Annotated in this window: 13 protein-coding genes and 2 pseudogenes; 10 read left to right on the top strand and 5 right to left on the bottom strand. The window is 69.8% G+C overall.

Features of this window, described 5'->3' with window-relative positions:
• Positions 1-536: 536 nt before the first annotated feature.
• Positions 537-3,197 carry a rifamycin-inactivating phosphotransferase gene (gene rph, locus SCAB_RS01390; RefSeq protein WP_012998253.1) on the top strand — a complete coding sequence of 887 codons (2,661 nt, stop codon included), beginning with the start codon at positions 537-539 and terminating at the stop codon, positions 3,195-3,197.
• Positions 3,198-3,384: 187 nt separating this feature from the next.
• Positions 3,385-3,546 (top strand): annotated as a pseudogene (locus SCAB_RS44340) (phosphotransferase-like protein); the annotation flags it as partial.
• A gap of 125 nt (positions 3,547-3,671) precedes the next feature.
• On the opposite strand, the gene SCAB_RS01380 reads toward SCAB_RS44340, so the two are convergent.
• Positions 3,672-4,946: a multidrug effflux MFS transporter gene (locus SCAB_RS01380; RefSeq protein WP_012998252.1), complete on the bottom strand. Its 1,275-nt coding sequence runs from the start codon at positions 4,944-4,946 to the stop codon at positions 3,672-3,674.
• Between the two features lie 280 nt (positions 4,947-5,226).
• Positions 5,227-6,006 carry an MBL fold metallo-hydrolase gene (locus SCAB_RS01375; RefSeq protein WP_012998251.1) on the bottom strand — a complete coding sequence of 260 codons (780 nt, stop codon included), beginning with the start codon at positions 6,004-6,006 and terminating at the stop codon, positions 5,227-5,229.
• A 486-nt stretch (positions 6,007-6,492) separates the two neighbouring features.
• Between SCAB_RS01375 and SCAB_RS01370 the strand changes: the two genes are divergently transcribed.
• Positions 6,493-7,185, top strand: coding sequence for an alpha/beta fold hydrolase (locus SCAB_RS01370; RefSeq protein WP_012998250.1), 693 nt, complete (start codon positions 6,493-6,495; stop codon positions 7,183-7,185).
• Between the two features lie 222 nt (positions 7,186-7,407).
• On the opposite strand, the gene SCAB_RS01365 is transcribed toward SCAB_RS01370, so the two are convergent.
• On the bottom strand, positions 7,408-8,526 hold the full coding sequence (locus tag SCAB_RS01365; protein ID WP_231884880.1) for an SGNH/GDSL hydrolase family protein: 1,119 nt from the start codon (positions 8,524-8,526) through the stop codon (positions 7,408-7,410).
• An 854-nt stretch (positions 8,527-9,380) separates the two neighbouring features.
• Between SCAB_RS01365 and SCAB_RS01360 the strand changes: the two genes are divergently transcribed.
• A complete protein-coding gene (locus SCAB_RS01360) occupies positions 9,381-9,932 on the top strand; it encodes a hypothetical protein (protein ID WP_012998248.1) in 552 nt (183 codons plus the stop codon).
• A gap of 130 nt (positions 9,933-10,062) precedes the next feature.
• A complete protein-coding gene (locus SCAB_RS01355; RefSeq protein ID WP_012998247.1) occupies positions 10,063-10,845 on the top strand; it encodes a sulfite exporter TauE/SafE family protein in 783 nt (260 codons plus the stop codon).
• A gap of 92 nt (positions 10,846-10,937) precedes the next feature.
• On the opposite strand, the pseudogene SCAB_RS48200 reads toward SCAB_RS01355, so the two are convergent.
• Positions 10,938-11,121: pseudogene (locus tag SCAB_RS48200) on the bottom strand (ornithine decarboxylase); the annotation flags it as partial.
• A gap of 329 nt (positions 11,122-11,450) precedes the next feature.
• On the opposite strand from SCAB_RS48200, the gene SCAB_RS01350 reads away from it, so the two are divergent.
• The 4 genes from SCAB_RS01350 to SCAB_RS01335 all read left to right on the top strand — a co-directional run bounded on the left by SCAB_RS01350 (position 11,451) and on the right by SCAB_RS01335 (position 15,428).
• Entirely contained in the window at positions 11,451-11,777 is a 327-nt protein-coding gene (locus SCAB_RS01350; RefSeq protein ID WP_012998246.1) for a hypothetical protein, read from the top strand.
• A 401-nt stretch (positions 11,778-12,178) separates the two neighbouring features.
• Positions 12,179-13,294, top strand: coding sequence for a membrane protein (locus SCAB_RS01345; protein WP_012998245.1), 1,116 nt, complete (start codon positions 12,179-12,181; stop codon positions 13,292-13,294).
• Between the two features lie 78 nt (positions 13,295-13,372).
• Positions 13,373-14,233: a DUF3592 domain-containing protein gene (locus SCAB_RS01340; RefSeq protein ID WP_012998244.1), complete on the top strand. Its 861-nt coding sequence runs from the start codon at positions 13,373-13,375 to the stop codon at positions 14,231-14,233.
• A gap of 223 nt (positions 14,234-14,456) precedes the next feature.
• Entirely contained in the window at positions 14,457-15,428 is a 972-nt protein-coding gene (locus tag SCAB_RS01335; RefSeq protein ID WP_012998243.1) for an NAD-dependent epimerase/dehydratase family protein, read from the top strand.
• Positions 15,429-16,168: 740 nt separating this feature from the next.
• On the opposite strand, the gene SCAB_RS01330 is transcribed toward SCAB_RS01335, so the two are convergent.
• Positions 16,169-17,047 carry a hypothetical protein gene (locus SCAB_RS01330; RefSeq protein ID WP_041668809.1) on the bottom strand — a complete coding sequence of 293 codons (879 nt, stop codon included), beginning with the start codon at positions 17,045-17,047 and terminating at the stop codon, positions 16,169-16,171.
• 393 nt (positions 17,048-17,440) lie between these two features.
• Here SCAB_RS01330 and SCAB_RS01325 point away from each other — a divergent pair, with 393 nt between their 5' ends.
• On the top strand, positions 17,441-18,430 hold the full coding sequence (locus SCAB_RS01325) for an AraC-like ligand-binding domain-containing protein (RefSeq protein WP_041668806.1): 990 nt from the start codon (positions 17,441-17,443) through the stop codon (positions 18,428-18,430).
• Positions 18,431-18,681 lie beyond the last annotated feature (251 nt).

The raw sequence follows: 18,681 nt of genomic DNA, 5'->3' as shown, positions 1-18,681 counted from the left end.
ACGCGCCCGTTGCAGGGATCTCTCAATCGGAAACTGATCTCGTCGCAGGACTCGTCTCGACACGGAGGCCACGCCGAACGCGGCTGCCCCGTCAGAAGCCTCCCTGCACACCCAGGTCTTCTATCCTCGAGCGCCGTCGAGCGCCGGCCCGTGCCCGCCGGGAGGGTGAGGCGCACGAGTTCCCCTCGCACGCGCGGCGTCCGGGGCCCGTTGCTCCGGGACGAGGTCACGCGCTCTCTCGCTCCGCAAATCGCCACCGGAAACAGGCAAGGGCAAGGAGCTGTCTCCTTACCCTTCTCAACGTATAGCGCACCGGGGGCCTTGCGGCAAGGCCCCGGTGATGCCGCAAAATCGTCGGCCGAAGCCACAAGCTGCGGAAACGAGGGCACTGACGTGCGTGTGTTGTCGACGTACCGGGGACGCGATGACGTCGGACCGGCGGTGGGAACGAAGCGGCCGTCGAGACCGTGCGCGCCGGCGAAGCGATCGCACGGTGCGGTGCGACGACGGGACACGACTGCCGAGGAGGCACGCCGATGAACGGGCCGTACGTGTGGAATCTTCACGAGGTCGACGAGAAGCAGATCGAGGCCGTCGGCGGCAAGGGTGCGAACCTCGGCGGGCTGTCACGGATCGAGGGCGTCCGCGTACCGGCCGGATTCTGTGTGACGACGGACGCCTTCCGCCAGATCATGGCGCAGGTGCCGTCGCTGGACGATCTGCTCGATCAGCTGTCGCGTCTGTCCCCGGAGGACGGGGAGGCGACCCGCACGGTGAGCGCGGAGATCCGCAGGCTCATCGAAGGGGTCGTCGTTCCGGACGAGTTGGCGCGTGCGATCGTCGCCGCGCTCGCCGGGCTGGGCGAGGGGACCGCCTGCGCCGTTCGCTCCAGCGCGACGGCGGAGGACCTTCCGACGGCGTCCTTCGCAGGCCAACAGGACACGTATCTGAACATCGTGGGGCCGACGGAGGTTCTCCGGCACGTCAGCAGGTGCTGGGCCTCGCTGTTCACCGAGCGTGCCGTGGTGTACCGCCGGCGCAACGGCATCGACCACCGCCGGGTGCACATGGCCGTGGTCGTGCAGCGGATGGTCTTCCCCGAGGTGTCCGGCATCCTGTTCACGGCCGATCCCGTCACCGGCAACCGCAAGGTCGCCTCGGTGGACGCCGGCTTCGGCCTCGGCGAGGCCCTGGTCTCCGGCCTGGTGAACCCGGACGTCTTCAAGGTGCGCGACGGCGACGTCGTGACGAGGACGATCGCCGCCAAACCCCGGGCTCTGCAGGCGCTGCCGGCCGGCGGTACGCACGAGGTGGCCGTCGACCCGCAGCGGCAGGAGCAGCCGTCGCTCACGGATGCGCAGGTGGTGCGGCTCGTCGGAATCGGCCGGCGGATCGAGGCGTACTTCGGACGCCCGCAGGACATCGAATGGTGCCTGGTCGACGACGACTTCAGGATCGTCCAGAGCAGGCCCATCACGACACTGTTCCCGGTCCCCGTCCGAGAGACCGGCGACCCGGGGACCAACGACCGGGGAACCGGCGACCGGAAGGCCGGTGACCGGGAGGCCGGCCGGGAGAACCACGTCTACGTCTCCGTCGGTCATGGACAGATGATGACGGACCCCATGAAGCCCCTGGGGCTGTCCATGTGGCAGCTGACGGCCATGGTCCCGATGCACGAGGCAGGGGGACGGCTGTTCGTCGACGTCACCCCGCGGCTGGCCTCGCCCGCGAGCCGTGCCGGTCTCCTGGACGTCATCGGGCGGGGTGATCCACTCACCAGGGACGCACTGGAGACCGTCCTCGAACGCGACGACTTCGTGGCACCGCTCCCGGCCACGGCTCCGGGCCGGCCGCCCGTCGGCGGCGAGTCCGACCCGACCGAGACCGACCCGTCCGTCGTCGCCGAACTGATCGGCCGCAGCCGGGCGTCCGTCGCCGCCCTGGAGCGTGACATCCGCACCAAGAGCGGACCGGCGCTGTTCGACTTCCTGGCAGAGGCCTTCGAGGAGCACAAGCGCGTTCTCAGCGACCCGCTGAACATCCGGGCGATCATGGTGGCGATGGAGGGCACCTGGTGGCTCAACGACAGGTTGCAGGAATGGCTGGGCGAGAAGAACGCGGCTGACACGCTCACGCTGTCCGCCCCCGACAACATCACGTCGGAGATGGGCCTGGCGCTGCTCGACGTCGCGGACGTGATCCGCCCGCATCCGGAGGTGGTGGCGTTCCTCCAGGGCGTCCGGGACGAGGACTTCCTCGACGAGCTGGGCCGACTGCCGGGCGGGGCCGAGGCACGCGACGCCATCGAGGCGTACCTCGACCGGTACGGCATGCGCTGCGTCGGCGAGATCGACATCACGCGACCGCGCTGGCGCGAACGCCCCACCACGCTCGTGCCCGTGATCCTCGACCACGTGAGGAACATGGAGCCCGGCGCCGCCGAGCGGCGCTTCGAGGAGGGCCGGCGGAAGGCGCTGAACAAGGCGGCCGAGGTGGTGTCACGTCTGCGGGCCCTGCCGGACGGTGACCGCAGGGCCGACGAGACGCAGCGGATGATCGACCAGGTCCGCGCGTTCATCGGCTACCGCGAATACCCCAAGTACGGCATCATCAGCCGCTACTTCGTCTACAAGCAGGCCCTGATGAGGGAGGCCGGACGCCTCGTCCGGGCCGGTGTGCTCGCCGCGGAGGAGGACGTCTTCTACCTCACGTTCCAGGAGTTCCACCAGGTCTCGCGCTCGCACCAGGCGGACGACCGGCTCATCCAGCAGCGCAAGGACGCGTTCCGGTCGTACCACGCGCTGACACCGCCCCGCGTTCTCACCTCGGACGGCGAGGCCCTCAACGGGGCGTACCGACGCGACGACGTACCGCCCGGCGCCCTGCCCGGCCTCCCGGTCTCGGCCGGGGTCGTCGAGGGACGGGCCCGCGTCGTCCTCGACATGGCGGAGGCCGATCTCGAGACGGGCGACATCCTGGTCACCACCTACACCGACCCCAGCTGGTCGCCGCTGTTCGTCGGGATCGCGGGCCTCGTGACGGAGGTGGGCGGTCTGATGACCCACGGCGCGGTGATCGCCCGGGAGTACGGACTGCCGGCCGTCGTGGGCGTGGAACAGGCCACCCGGCTGATCCGGAACGGACAGCGGATCCGCGTCCACGCGACCGACGGGTACGTCGAGCTCTTGTCCTGACCGATCAGGCGCCTCCGTGGTCCCGCGGCCGCCGCACGCGGGACCACGGAGGACAGGCTGTCAGGGGAGAGTGCCTTCCAGATACGGCGGAGGCCGGCAAACTGCCCGGCCTCACGGCGATCGCCGCCTCGGGTGATCCACGACGGCATCACGCACCGTCGGAGCACACGCTCGGCCCCACCACCTCGTGCATTGCCCTCTGCCGGAAATACAACGGCGCGAGCAGGAGAGCGGGGACCGCGCACCGGGGCCGGCCGCACGCCAGATCACTCAGGTTCATGCCCATGGTCTCTACGACTTCGAGTGCGACACGGGCACCGCCAGTCCGGCCGACTGCGCTCAGCAGATCAAGAACTTCCTGCCGCACCGCTCGACGCCCACCGCATTCGAGAAGCTGAAGGCGAACCTCCCTGACGCTGTTGTCGCGAATCCAGCGGGCCGGCTCCTGGCAGATGTAGGTCCACGGGGTCGTGCTCACCGGGCCAGCGGATCCGGAGTGGGGCGCCATGGGCGGCAGATGACCAGGAAGATGAGCGTCGCCGTCAGTGCGAGGGCGAGTACCGACAGGGCCATGGGCAGGGCGGTGCCCCGGCCGCCGAGGCCGGTGAGGGCCGGGGCGACGGCTGCCATGAGGAACTGGGTGGTGCCCAGCAGCGCCGAGGCGCTGCCCGCCGCGTGCGGGGCGCGCTGGAGGGACAGGGCCGTGGTGGTCGGCAGGATCAAGCCGACCGGGCAGGCGGTGAGGAAGAGCGCGAGGGCGATCCAGGGCAGGCCCGCGTGAGTGCTGGTGGTCAGGAGGACCAGGGCGATGCCCGCGGCGCCGAGCACGGCAAGGCCCGTCGCCAGGATGCGCTGCGAGGGAAAGCGGCCGAGCAGCACTTTGCAGTTCAGCTGTCCGGTGACGACCAGGCCGATCGAGTTGAGGGCGAACAGCAGGCTGTACGTCTGCGGGGAGGCGCCGTAGACCTCCTGGAGTGTGAAGGAGGACCCGGCGATGTAGGCGAACAGGGCGGCGAAGCCGAGGCTGCCGGTGAGCAGGTAGCCCGTGAAGCGACTGTCCGCGACGAGATCGCGCATGGTGCGCAGGGTGTCGGAGAGTCCGCCGCGACGCCGCCGATGGGCCGGGAGGGTCTCGGTCAACAGGGTTGCGGTGGCGGCCAGGACGACCAGGCCCAGTACGGTGAGGGCGACGAAGACGCCGCGCCAGGAGGTCAGGCGCAGCAGTTGGGCTCCGAGCACGGGGGCGAGGATCGGCGCGGTGCCGGAGACGAGCATCAGCGACGACAGCAGACGCGCGGCGCCGAGACCGTCGTACAGGTCACGGACCACGGCCCGGGCGATGACGATGCCGGCGGCGCCCGCCAACCCCTGGACCAGCCGCATGCCGATGAGCACCGTCGCAGTCGGCGCGAGGGCGCACAGGGCGCCGGCCACGACGTACGCGCTCAGGCCGATCAGCAAAGGGCGCCGTCTGCCGAGAGTGTCGCTGAGAGGGCCGATGACCAGCTGACCCAGGGCGATCCCGATCATGAAAGTGGTCAGGGTGAGCTGGGTGACCGCCGCGGAGACGTGCAGGTCCCCGCTGACCTGGGGGAGGGCCGGCAGGTACAGGTCGATGGTGAGCGGGCCGAGCGCGGTGAGAGAGCCCAGGATCAGGACGAGGGGCGCACGGCGTGGGCGGCGGCTCGCAGACGTTGGTGTCATCATCGCGGCCGATGCGGCGGATCTCTTCGGGACGGGGAGGGACATGAAGTCGATTCCAGGCTGTGGGGTACGGGCCGCTGCTGCCGTTCGTGACCGGGCGGGGGGCCGCGCGGTCGGCGTGGACGGAGTCCATGACGTGCCTTCTCGGGCGCCCGCGGCGGCGGTCTCGGCGGTTGTGGTGGTCGCCGAGGGGGCCAGCGGGGCTGTGCTCGGGCGTACTTGAGGGCGCCGACGTCGACCGGGGGCCATGAGCTGAGGGCCGGACGGGCCGCGCGAACTGCCCCGGATCCGCGCGGCGCGTGCGTGCGGTGCACGCCGGCTGTGTTCAGTCGCCGACCGGGAACAGCGACCGGTTGGCGATGTCGATGATGAACGGGCCGACGTGGGCGGGGTACTTGTCGACGATCGCCTTCTTGTAGGCGTCGCCGTCGTCGCCGAGCAGTTCGCGGGCGTCGGTGAGGTAGCGGCGGACGTCTGCGTACACCTCCGGGCCGGTGGGCAGGCCGTGGCCCGCGAGGATCGTGTCGTAGCCGGATTCGGCGGCCAGCGCGTCGACGGCCTGCTGCCAGCCGGTGATGTCGTTGTTGCCGAGGTAGAGATGGACGTCGTTGTAGACGAGGTCCTGGGCGATCAGGACGCCCTGCTCGGGCAGTTTGACGAGCAGTTCGTCGGCGGCCTCACCGCCTGAGACAGCCTCGAAGACGAAGGCGACGCCGTCGATGACCTCGGTGCCCGGGACGATGTCCACGGAGGGGGTGAAGTCACTGACGGGGATGACCTGTCCGGTGGGCAGGTTGCTGTCGCCGCGGGCGATGATCTGCCGGCGCACCTGGGCCAGGGCGTGTACGGGGACGCCGAAACGGGCGGCGCCGTTGTAGTGGTCCGGGTGGGCGTGGGTGACGATGAGCCGGTCGATCGGCTTGCCGAGGCCCTTGGCGTACGCGATGGCCTCGTCGGCGTAGACGGGGAGCAGTTGGGCGTCGATCGCGACGATCCGGGCCGGGGTCTCGATCAGCTGGGTGGTGGTGTGGAAGGTGTCCGCCGGCGACATGTAGCTGTGGATGCGCACCGGGCCCCTGTCGAGGACCGTGACCGTGCCGTTCATAGGGATGCTCCTTGTGGTGGAGGCGGCTTCGCGTCGCCTTGATGTCCTCTACTGTCGTCGCGAAACCGCAGGCGGGCGAGATCCACCGAAGACGCGGCATGGTCATTCGAGGACATCTGGAGATCGCGGTTCTTCCCGTGAGCCTTGCCGGCGACGCTTCCTCCGGGAGGTCGCCTTCCTTCGGCTCGCCGTCCACCCGCCAGAGGTGCGGGAGCCCGGGCTTCGAGGTCATCGATCCGAGCCGCAGCGCGCCATGCCAAGACGCAGTGTCCAGCGCCTCCGTCGCCGTTTCACCGTGCCGTGTCCCCCTTCGACCTTGTGGGCCACGAGGTCGCGGGAAAGGCTGGAGATCGTTCCGGAAAGGCGTGCCGGGTGACTCCTGCTCGGGAGTCGGCCACCGTCCTGGATCGCCGCAGCTCGGCAAGAGCCGGGAGGGCTGACCGCCCCACTCGCACCACCCCCCCCCCGTAACTGAGGACGCATCACATGAATCCGACCGTCGTACTCGTTCACGGCGCGATGCACACCCCGTGGATCTTCGACGCGCTGCGTGAGCGGCTTTCCGCCCGCGGTATCGCCTCCCGTGCCGTGCAACTGCCCAGCAGCAACCCCGACAGTGCCGCAGCCCGGGGGCTGACCGAGGACGTGCCCGAGGTCCGTGCCGAGATCGCGGCCGCCGACGGGCCCGTCGTGCTCGCCGCGCACTCCTACGGCGGCGTGCCCGCCACGTGGGCCGCCGCGAAGGAGGACCGGGTCGCCGAACTCGTCCACATCGCAGCCTTCGCGCTCGAGCCCGGCGTCTCGATGATGGAGTGGATGGGCGGTGCCTTCCCGCCCACCTGGATCCGTTCTCCCGATGGTCTCGCCGTCAAGGCCGGGGACGCGGAGCAGTCCATCTTCAGCGGGGTCGACCCGGTCCTGACCGCCGAAGCCGTCAAGCGGCGCCAGTGGCAGGGCATGCGCGCCTTCACCGAGAAGCTGGGTGCCGCGCCGGCAGACATCCCCCTGACGTACGTCGTGGCCACCGAGGACCCGTCCCTCCCGCCGGCCGTGCAGGAAAAGTGGGCCGCGCGCGCCGCCCACCGCCTGCGCCTCCCCTCGGGACACTCCCCGCACTTGTCGCACGCCGATCAGGTGGCCGAGCTTCTCGCGGAAGCGGTCGCACGCGTCGAACGGTGAACCAGGACCGACGCACAGAGGATCGGCCGGCCATGTCGCGTCAGCCCGGGCCTGCATGACTGCAGGCCCGGGCGAAGATGCCGTCGAGACCGTACCGGCGGAAGCGGGGCGAGGAACGGTCTTCCGCGGCACTAGCGTTCTGGGAGGTCACGCCAGGGGATCCCGGTCCGCATCGTGCATGCGTTGCCGTCGATCACCCTGGCTTCGGTTCCTGCCCGTCGGTCAGTGGTCGAGGAGGGCGATGCGGATGGCTCGTTCGACGTGGGCGGCGGCGTTGGCGTGGCCTTCGCCGTTGGGGTGGACGAGGGTGACACGCTTGTTGATGGGGGCGCAGGTCAGGAGGGTGCCGGCCAGCTTGGCGGGCCAGTAGTCCGCGGCGTCGCCGCAGATTCCCTCAACCCACTTGGTGCCTGCGGGCTGGCAGGCGTCATGGCCCACGCTCGAGGAGTAGACATCGACGTAGCGGTCGCCGAAGAACGAAGTGACCCGCTCGATCGAGCTGTTCAGCTGCTTGAGGACGTCGTCACGGAGCCAGTCGACATCGGCGTGCTTGATCGCGCCCAGCTCGGTGAGGGAGAGGCGGTTGCAGGCGGTGCCTTCGTCCGGGAGCACTGCCGGATAGCCGACAGTGATCACCTTGGCGTTAGGCGCGGCCTGGTGCACCTTGACCAGCATCTGGATGTACTCGTCCTGAACCCTGGCGAGCTTGTCCTGGATGCTCTCCTCCCCCTCGGGGGGACTGGTGTAGTACTCGCGGCAGGACTTGCCGGGTGTCGCGCCCAGTTCGAGGCACTTGAAGAGCATGCCGCCGAAGGGCAGGCTGTTGCCGCCGACGCCGATGGTGACGATGTCGGTCGTGTCGTTCAGCTTCGCTCGCTGGATCTGCGTGTCCACCGCGGGCCAGCCTCCGGCAGGCGGCTGGACCGGGCTGATCGGCGACTGCTTGTTCTCGGCGATGTCGGCGATGGTGGCATTGCCGCAGCTGACGTTGGTGAGGTGGACGTACTTGCCCGGCGGGAACTCGTCGAGCTCCCGCTCGACAACTCCCGGGTAGGCGTCGCTCGTGCGGTCACAGCCGTCCCGCGACGCGTCGCCGAGCGGGGGCTGCGGGTCTCCGACGAACACGCCGGCGGTGTACGAGTCACCCAGCGCGGCCCACTCGTACTGCTCAGCCGCACCGGCTGTGCCCGAGGGCACGAGCGCGGACACGGCCAGCGTGAGCCCCACGGCCAGCGCTCGCGCTCGCAGGCGGGAGGCGGGGGGCCGTACGGCTCCGCCAGGACGGGTCGGCAGAGCCGTCGAGACGAGGGCTGCCAGCCTGCCCCTAGACGTCGAACGCATCCACGGTCTCCAATCACTCAAAGCAGTCACTCGACTACGCTCCGAAGTTAGATGAGGCCATGTGATCGCCGGACGGATGTGCCAGGTAAACCACCCGTGCGTGGTGTGCTGAGGTTCCCGGCCGCGGTGAGTGCGCCGGGTGGCCGACCCTCGGCGGCGATTCGGCGAGCTGCAGGCGACTGACTGTGTCGTAATGCGTCACGAAAAGTGATGCCGGATTGCAGGTTGAGTCCTGAAGCGATCAGAAAGTCGATCAAATGCGTCGGGCTCAAACAGGAGAGCCGTTACAGCGACGGAAGTGGCGGGCGCCCGGAGGGGTCGCACGTTTCAGGGACGCGTGGCAGCGTTCGCCGACGGTCAGTCGCGGCGGTCGGCGGAGCCGCAGCCGGTCATGGACGAGCCGAGACTGCGCCATTGAAGCGGTGCGGCACGGCCGCGAGAGGGAGAAACCTCCGTCTGTGCAGGGGAGATGCGTGATCTCGCCCCTGCTGAAGAGGTCGGGACCTGTGGGGTGTGCCGGGCTGGACACGAGCCCTCGCGGACCGCAAGCCCTTGCTTGAGCCCCGGGGCGGGCCGAGCCATGATGCGGCTGGTGCTCGTATGGCTGGACCGGTTCGCGTCCGGAGCGCGCCTCACCGGTCGTTCTCTCCGACGTACTTGGCCGGATCCGCGGGCCGACGGCGTGTGCGGTCCGAGGCCGCCGGCGCCCGCCCGCAGGCCGGGCCCCTCCGGTACCTGCGTACGGGCCCCATTCGGGCACAACGGCCAGGCGCGCTCGCGTGGTGGCACGTTGCCTCGTGTCACGTGGGTGAGCATGGGCAGAACCAGTCATCTTCCCGTACCAAGGGGATGCGATGCCCGACCACGCCGACCATGTCCGCCCCGACCATGTCCGCCCCGAGCGTGCCGCGCCGAGCAGGATGCTGTGGCGACAGCCGTCGGAGCAGTGGCTGCTCAGCGGCATCTATGGGCTGGTGCTGGCCAGTGCCATGGTCGCCGCGCTGGACGCGGCAGGGGAGGAGGCCGATCCCGGTTCGGACGCGCTGTGGGTGCTGATCACGGCGGTGGCGTCCGGTGCCGCCCATGGGTACGCGCATGTCATCGCCCAGCGCGCGTCCGTCGAAGGGGTAGCCGTCACCAGCAGACTGCGGTCGGTGCTCGCGGAGTGGCCCCTGGTCGCTGCCGTGCTGCCCACGCTGGGGATGCTGCTTGCCGCGGTGGCCGGGTGGTGGGAAGAGGCCACTGCGGCGGACGCGGCCCTGCTGTTCAACACCGTGGCCTTGTTCGCCGTGGGCGCCTGGGCCGCCCGCAGGGCCGGGCAGGGATGGCCGTCCTCGTGCCGGGCGGGCGGCCTCGATATGTTGCTCGGCCTGCTGATCATCATGGTGAACGCCTTGATCCATTAGCTGCCGTGGGGTGCCATGTCGGCGAGAAACGGCTGTGCCGGTGTCCTGCGGCCAGGACCCGGGAGGCAGCCGGCGGACGGACGTCCCCCGTGTGGATACTGAGGCGTCGATCTCGCAAAGGGGAGTTGTCGTGACCTGGTCCACCGGGCTGCTCGGATTCGCCGCCGGGCTTCTGATATCGGTGGCCACCGCCCCCGTGGGGGTCTCCGGCGCCGTGTTCCTCCTGCCCGTACAGGTCAGTGTCCTGGGGGTGCCGAGCCCTGCCGTGACTCCGACGAACCTGCTGTTCAACGTCGTGGCCGGGCCGGGGGCTCTGCTTCGCTATGCCAGGACCGGGCGCCTGGGCGGGCCACTGACCCGGCTGCTGATCGCGGGCACCGTGCCCGGTGTCGTCATCGGGGCGGTGATCCGGGTCTTCGCCGTTCCGGGCCCGCGCGTCTTCCGCCTCTTCATCGCCGCCCTGCTGCTGCCCCTGGGGCTGTGGCTGTGGTGGCGTACGCTGCGCCCGGCCGCACAGCGGGACATCGGACAGCCGACGCACCGCGCCACCGCCACCCTGGCCCTTGCCGTCGGGGTCGCCGGCGGAATCTACGGCATCGGAGGCGGTTCCCTCCTGGGCCCGATTCTGGTCGGCCGCGGAGTGCCCGTCGCCACGGTCGCACCCGCGGCACTGGCCTCGACCTTCGTGACCTCCGTTGTCGGTGCGGCCACCTACGCTCTGCTCTCGCTGACCGCCACAGGCGACGTCGCCCCCGACTGGCTGCTGGGCCTGTCCTGCGGGACAGGCGGCCTGATCGGCGGATACCTGGGCGCCCACCTGCAGCCCCACCTGCCCGAAACCGCGCTCCGCCTCCTGCTGGGGGCCCTGGCCGTCGCCATCGGCACGCTCTATGCCGTCCAACTGCTGACCTGAACGCGACCGTTCAGTAGACCCCGATGGCCGGGACCACGAGTGGCGCATCGGTACTGGTCAGCCATTTCAGGAATCCGCAACCACCCGTACGGCCGCCCGTCCAGGTCCCCGCTGGCCAGGACATCCCCGTAGAAGACGGCGTCACCAGGAGCGCGCGGGCAAGTGGATCCGCGCCGCGTGCCCCTTGTGTCCCGGGGGCGTGAATCCGGACTCGCCCGCGTCCCGGTAACGGACAAGCGCCTCAAGAACCGGGGCCTCAGCATGGTTCATACCCATGTCGGCGGGGTCCCCGGCTGCCCGCGCCGCATGCCGGCGAGGTCGCGGACCACGCCCTTGACATTCGATCGCGGACCGCACGACAGGGACGATCTTCAGCCGTGCACCATGTGTGTGCTTCGGACGGATCGGCCGGGGAACTCGCCCAACCGAAGCCGTCGCGCGAGCGACCCGAGCGAGGTGTCGTAGATGTCCCGACCGCGGCAGCCGGAGCAGCCGCGCAACCGCAAGGGCGCCAAGGGCGGTAGCGAGGGCGGGAGGACACCGCCGGATCAGCGGCCCCAGCGCCCGTGAGGCGGTGGTCGGCCGACACAGGAGAGGAGAATCGCATGCCTGCCGGATCGAGTTCCAAGCGCGAACGCCAGTATGAACACATCAAGAAGAGCGCCGAGGATCGCGGCGAGTCGTCCGAGCGCGCCAAGGAGATCGCGGCACGCACGGTCAACAAGGAACGGGCCAGGTCAGGAGAGTCGAAAACCTCCAGCAAGGCCTCGACGCGTGACCGGAAGTCGTCCTACGAACGCGGCGGCCAGCGCTCGCACAGCGGATCGCAGGGCCCTACCAAGGACCAGCTGTACGAAGAGGCCAAGAAGCGCAACATCGACGGCCGCTCCTCGATGACCAAGAAGGAGCTGGAGAACGCGCTGGGTCGCTGACGCGAGGTGCACCGACGCCCGAGTTCGCCCGGTCACCGGCCGGGCCGCGGAGCAGGCCGGTGACCGACAGCCCTCTGGTTCGGTGCATCACCGCGTGGCGGGTCACCGACGCCGCCGATCGAATATCGAACCGAGCCGGAGCGCACGCCCGGCCGACCCGGGCGAAACCCGGTGAGGAAGACGAGGAAGACGCAGTCACGCGCCACCGTACGAGCGGGCCTGCGTCGCATCCACATCATCAGACGGGCATGAGCGCACGAGCAGGCCCTGCCGCGACCACGGACGCATGTGCTGCCGGCGGGGGGCGGCTGTCGAGCCCCTGGGCGAGGGCGCAAAACGTCTGATCTTCCAGGCCCTTGAAGATCTACCGGCCATCGCCCGAGCCCGGCACAATCACCCCTATGACGATCACCACGGTGGGGCCGTCCAGGCGCAACACCCCCGTCGCCGTCGCGCTGGGAGTCCTCACGGGCGGTGTGATCGGGGCGTCGCCGGCCGCTCTCGTGGTGGGCGCCATCATCGAGAACGTGCCGCTCTTCGTCGCAGGGCTGGTCCTGCCCGCGGTCTACGGTCTGCTCTTCTTCCTCGTCGGCGCACCGAGGCGTGCCCGGGAGGCGGCGGTCGCGCCCCGCACCGCGCTCGCGTCGGTCGAGAGCCTGGAGGCGGTCGGGGGCGAGGCGACGAGCGACGTGGCGGTGCGCTTCGATCTGACGGTCGCGCCGGACGACGTACCGGCGTACCGCGTCGCGTTCACGCAGCACATCAACCTCGTCGACCTGGCCGACTACCGGCCGGGCGGCGTCGTGGTGGTCCAGTACCCGCCGGACCGGCCGTCGAGGGTGAGGATCGTGAAGCGGCCGACGCCGGAGTGGGAGGAGCGGGCGGCCGGGGCCCGCGTCGACTCCGCGCCCGGCCCGGCCCTGGTGAGCGAGACTCCCGAGAACGGTGCCGTGGGCTTCGTGAGGCTGCTCGCCCTGCTTGTCGCCGCGGCCGGTGTGGTCCTGCTGTTCCGTGCCGACCTGTTCGACCAGAGCGCCGCCACGCAACCGCCCTCCGCCGTAGGGCCGTCGGTGTCTTCGTCCTCCTCTGCTTCTGTCTCCTCTTCGTCGACCACGGTGGTGTCTTCGGCGTCCGGCACGGTCACGCTCGGCCCGCACCAGTCGTTCCTCGACAAGGGGGAACTGCGCCGCGCCGTCGACTCGCTCGCCAAGGGCACGGATACGCGCGCGGTGCTCACCGTCGTCGTACAGGATCGGCTGCTGTCGGTCGTGTACGCGCCCACCGGCGCGCGGACCCCGACCTTCGACCTCGACTCCCTGCCCTACGACCGCTTCCCCTCCTTGGTCGAGGAGGCGAGGACCGGGCTGGGTGCCGGCTCTCCGCAGACCTGGCAGCTCACCGTCGAGCGCCTCACGGGCTCCCTCACCATCAGGGTCGGTGTGACGGGCGCCGAAGGGACGGCCTCGCTGGAGGCGGACGGGCAGGGCAAGGTGGTGCGGCGCACCCCGGCGCGCTGACGGAAGCGGCACCGGCCGCGTCTCGTGGCTCGCCCGTCCGTCACGGGCGGCGGTGAGGGAGGGATGAGGAGAAGGCACATGGGTCTGCAGGGATATCTGGTGCTGTGGTGCGGGGTGTTCGGCACGGTCGCGCTGGTCGGGTACGCCCGGTCGCTGGCCGGAATGACCCGGGCCCAGCGGGCGGTGAGGGTCATGGGACGGATGGAGCGGGTGCGGGAGCCCCGCCACGGAAGCTCGCAGCGCGACGGGATACCCGTGGTCGTCTCCTTCCAGGACCCTTCCACCGGGGAGGAGTTCACCGTGACGAACGACGGTGACCACGGGGAGAGGATCACGGCGGCCTGGCCGGGCCGGGAGATCGGTGTCCGTTATCCGCCCGGGAGACCCCACGCCTTCCAGTTCGTCGGGGACCTCTGGGCAGGCCGACGCGGGCTCGGGTGGCCGAACTTCGCGGTCTTCCTGGTCTACGCGGGCCTGGTGGTCTTCGCCGCGATCGACTGGGCCTGGCCGTGGGCCCTGATCGGCTTCGGTGCGCCCTGGACCGTGTCCGGAGTCTGGTACCTGCCGCAGAACGAACGCGCGGTGAACCGCCGTATCGCCGCGTTGACCTCCCGGCCCCCTGTCCCGGGCCGGGTCGTCGCGGTACTCACGGACACCAGCACCGACGAGGACGGCCACACCAGCACCAGCCACACGCCGGTCATCACCTTCACCACCCAGGAGGGCACCACCGTCACCGCCTACTGCACCGAAGGGCTGCCCGACCCGGCGAACTCCCACGGCCGCCGCGTCACCATCCACTACACGCCCGACGACCCCGCTGTGTTCACCCCCGACCTCGCGGCGGAACACCGGTCCCGCTCACTCGACATCACCTGCGGTGCCGTGGCGCTCCTGCTGGGCGTGGCGGCGGTCGTCGTCGGTGCGGTGCTGGTGTGACGGCCGGTGAGCGGCGTGCGCGCACCGACTGTGTTCCTCTTCTGAACCGAGGGCGTCCACGTCCTCATCGAGGAAAGCCCCGGCCGGTAGGTGATGGTGCGCGTAGGGGCACCGCCGTAGCATCGCATCGCGCCCTGAGCCGCGACACGGCACAGGGGCAGGTCCCGGTCATCGCGGTGCCGCGCACGGCATGGCACTCGCAGCTCGTAAGGAACGGACAGGCATGCGCATCGTCATCATCGGCGGAAGCGGGCACATCGGCACCTTCCTCGTGCCCCGGCTGGTGCGGGCCGGCCACGAAGTGATCAACATCAGCCGTGGCACACGTACCGCCTACGCCGACGCGCCCGAGTGGCGTCAGGTACGGCAGGTCGTGGCGGACCGGGAACACGAGGACCGCGAGGGCGTCTTCGGTGACCGGGTGGCGGCGCTGAACCCGGATGCCGTCGTCGACCTGGTCTGCTTCACCCTGGAGTCGGCCACCGCGCTGGTGGAGCGGCTGCGCGGAGAGGTCGGTCACCTCCTGCACTGCGGCACGCTGTGGCGCTACGGCCCCAGCGACAAGCTGCCGATCTCCGAGACCACCGGCACACCTCCGGTGGGGGAGTACGGCATCCAGAAGGACCTGATCGCCCGGATGCTGAAGGCGGAGACCGCGTCCGGCGGCCTGGTGACGACGTCCCTGCACCCCGGGCACATCGTCGGTCCCGGCTGGGACCCGGTCAATCCCCTGGGGAACAACGACCCCAGCGTCTGGTACGCCCTTTCCGCCGGTCGGCCGCTGCGGATTCCCGGCATCGGAGTCGAGCCGATGCACCATGTGCACGCCGACGACGTCGCCCAGTCCTTCGAGCGAGCCGTCGAGCACCGGGAGGCGGCGGCCGGGGAGGACTTCAACGTCGTCGCCCCCACCGCACTGAACGTCCGCGGGTACGCCCGCATCGCGGCCGGCTGGTTCGGACAGACCGCGTCACTGGAACCGGTGACGTGGGAGGAGTTCCGCCGGGGCACGAGTCAGGAGCACGCAGACAGGAGCTGGGACCACCTCCACCGCGGCCACTGCCTCACCATCGAGAAGGCCAGGACCCTCATCGGCTACGCGCCACGCTACGAACCGGAAGCCGCAGTTCTGGAATCGGTGCGGTGGCTGATCGACCACGGCGAGCTGGAGGTGGCCCGCCCACTCGTCGCCTGACGGGAGGGCGCGTCCGACGGCCGGCTCCGCGCAGCGGCGCCGGTGTGGGCGCCGGGCGAGGGAGACCTCGGGACGGTCACGGGTCCCGGCGCGGACGCACGGGGCACGCCCGCCGACGTCACTCGTGCCGGTGATCACCAGCGGGGCATCCCCCGTTCGCCGCTCCACACGGCCAACCTGGAGGCATGCGTCAGCCGTTCGTCCTCGCCGCCTCTCTGGCCGCTCTCCTGCTCGCCGGGGGCTGCGTCGCCCTCCCCGCCGGCACTTCGCCCCCTGCCCCCCATCTGCACGCGGCCGTTGCGCGTACAGCCTCGCCGCTGCCGTCTCCCCATGAGCCCTCCGCCCGCAGTGCTCTCATCGCCCCCGCCCCGACCCTCGTCAAGACCGTGAGGACGAAGCGCCCCGACGTCCCCCGGCCCGCCGCACAACGGCGGTCCTCCCTCAGCGACACCCGCCCGCAGCGACCTGCCGCTCCTCGGCCATCGGCGCGGCCGCGCACGGCAGTTCGTACCGCGCCGGCCAGGCCCGCACCGCCCTCCTCGAACCGCCACCGGACCGTCCGGCCGCGCACCGCACCGCCCGAGCCCACCTACGACATGCGCACCGTGTGCAGCCTCGCGCACCAAGCCGCCGCCCCCTCGGGAGCGGGAACCCTCTGCGACACATATCTGCGCTGATCACCGCATCCAGGTGATGGCTCCGGCTGATGCGGCCGCCAATGTCCGGCAAACCAGCTGCGCTCAGTGCGTGAAGGCGAGTCCATGAGTTGCGGCGATCTGTCCGGAGGCGTGTCCCGCGTGGAGGTTGACCGGGTTGCCGTCCACGTTCCTCACCTTGAGGGACACGCGTATCTGGGTGCAGCCGCCGAGCCGGGTCCTGTCGAGGTGGAGGGTGTTCGCGGCTGTCTGGTGATGCTTGGCGGTGGAGATGTTCCACTTCGCCACGGGGCCGGTGATCGGGCCCCCGCACCTGCTTCCGTCCGGGTTCTGCGGCTGGGCTTCGATCCATGTCTCTGCCTGCGTTCCGCTGTGGGCGGTCGACCCGCCGCCGCAGATCGTGGAGCCGGGGGCGCAGGTCGTCAACGCCGCGTCCTGCACCACTGTGATGTCGTCCCCGGGGCCGGGCGTGTAGGTGTATCCGAGGGTGGTCTGTGTCGTCCCCCGCGCGATCACTGTGGTGCCGGCGGCCGGTAGTGTCCAGCGCTCTGTCGACGTGAACGTGGCCCGGGCCAGTTCGGCACCGGCGGGGATCCGCATGGTCACGGTGCGGCCGTTCTGGATGATGGTCGAGTAACTGGTGACCGACAGGCGGCAGTTGTACGTTCCCGCGCTGGGTGCGGTGAACACCCAGCGCAGGGCGGGAGCGGCCGAGTTCTCTCCGGGGGGCACCATGTTCGCGGCCCAGTAGGCTCCGGCCTCTGAGCCGGCGGGGAGCGTGGTGCCGTCGGAGCGGCGGCACCGTACCGCCGCGGTGGTTCCGACGTTGTCTCCGCTGCCCAGGTCGGTCACGTTCGTCACCGACAGGTTCCGCGACCACAGATAGGACTTCTCTCCTGCCGCGGCGGTGAAGACCACGTCGGTCCCCGGTATGTCCCGGTACGGTGCGGCGTCGCGCGTCACCTCGTACTCAAAGGTCGACGAGGCTGCCGAAGCCGCTGACGCGAACGGCAGCGAGCCTCCGCCGAACAGAGCGAGCGCTAGGGCTGCCGCCCCACAGGTCCGCTTCCACTTCATGATGCTCCTGCCTTTGCTGTTCCGGTCCCGGCTTTCGGGTTCTCGGCTGTGGTGGCCTGATGGCTGCCGCGGGCGGGTGTATCGGCAGTCAGAGCCGTTGACGTGACACTCGTGAACCGCGCCTGTTGCTGCGTCACCCCCGGCAGTGCATTCAGCTGCAAAAGCGACATCGTAGGCATCGATGGAATCGCTGCCGGAAGTATCCGAACGGAAGCGATCTCTGCGTGCAAGGATCGGGATGGGATCGGGCGTCAGGGACCAGTCGGGGGTGGGCTTCAAGTGATGGGGACGGTGTTCCGGAGCGAGGATGTGTCTGTCGAAGATCGGTTCGACGTCTGGCGTGAACGGATCGACCCGACGCGCCCGAGCGACGCGACCAGCATCCACGCCTCCGATTTCTGGGCGACGGCCCATCTGATGGAGATGGGTCCGGTGGCGGTGATGTCGATGTCCGCCTTACCGGCGAACTACCGGCGGAGCTCGAAGATGATCCGTCAGTCCGACCCCGAGCGGTATCACCTCTCGCTGCTGCTCGATGGTGAATTGGCTCTGGAGCATGCCGCCCGGCGTGAGGTGTTCGGCTCGTGGGACCTGCATGTCGTCGACAGTTCTCAACCGTATGATCTCCGGGCGACGGACGATCGGCAGCGCCGTGCGGTCAAGGGGATCGGGATTGATTTCCCCAAGGCGTCACTGCCCATGCCGCCAGACCGGATCCGACCATTGCTGGGCAGAAGACTGCCAGGCCAGGACGGCGTCGGCGCATTGCTGACGGAGTTCCTTGTCAACATTGACCGGCAGGCCGAAACCCTCCAGCCGTGTGATGCGCCCACTCTTGGGGTGACCCTGCTCGACCTTGTGTCCGCATGGTTCGCCTCCCTGGTGTCGGCAGAGGCCACACTGCAGCCTGAGACACGTCGACGAGTCACGGCCGAGTGTGTCCAGGCATTCATCTGGAAGAACCTGCGCGACCCGGAACTGACACCGTCGGCGATCGCTACCGCGCACCACATCTCTGTGAGCTATCTGCACCGGATTTTTCAGCAGTCGCCCAGAGAACCCGTCGCCACCTGGATCCGCAACCGGCGGCTGGAAGGCGCCCACTGTGACCTGGCCAACCCTTCTTTGCGTAACCGGCCGATTCACGCTGTTGCCTCTTACTGGTGCTTCCCCCGCCCTTCCGACTTCGCCCGAGCTTTCCGCAGCGCCTACGGACTCTCACCCCAGCAGCACCGGTCGCAGGCACTGTCCGGGCATGCCGGGACGTAGATCGTTCGCGCCGGCGCATGTCCTGCCCGAACATTCCTGGGAACGGCGTCCCCAGGGCCGGTGGTCACGTTGCTCGTGTGCCAAACTGTGGCCTTGACCGGAAGATTGTTTCGGTAGGACATGATTTCCCGGTCGAACAAGAGCCACAGAAGCCAGCAGAGCGGCTGAATTTTTCCGCCAGAGAAGCATGTCGGTTTCTTTCTCTCGCAACATCCCACCCGTCGATGTCGAAGTGGGGCTGACAACGCGAC

It is taken from the genome of Streptomyces scabiei 87.22 (assembly GCF_000091305.1).
Lineage (GTDB): Bacteria > Actinomycetota > Actinomycetes > Streptomycetales > Streptomycetaceae > Streptomyces > Streptomyces scabiei.
This window is presented reverse-complemented; position numbering and strand designations above follow the sequence as displayed.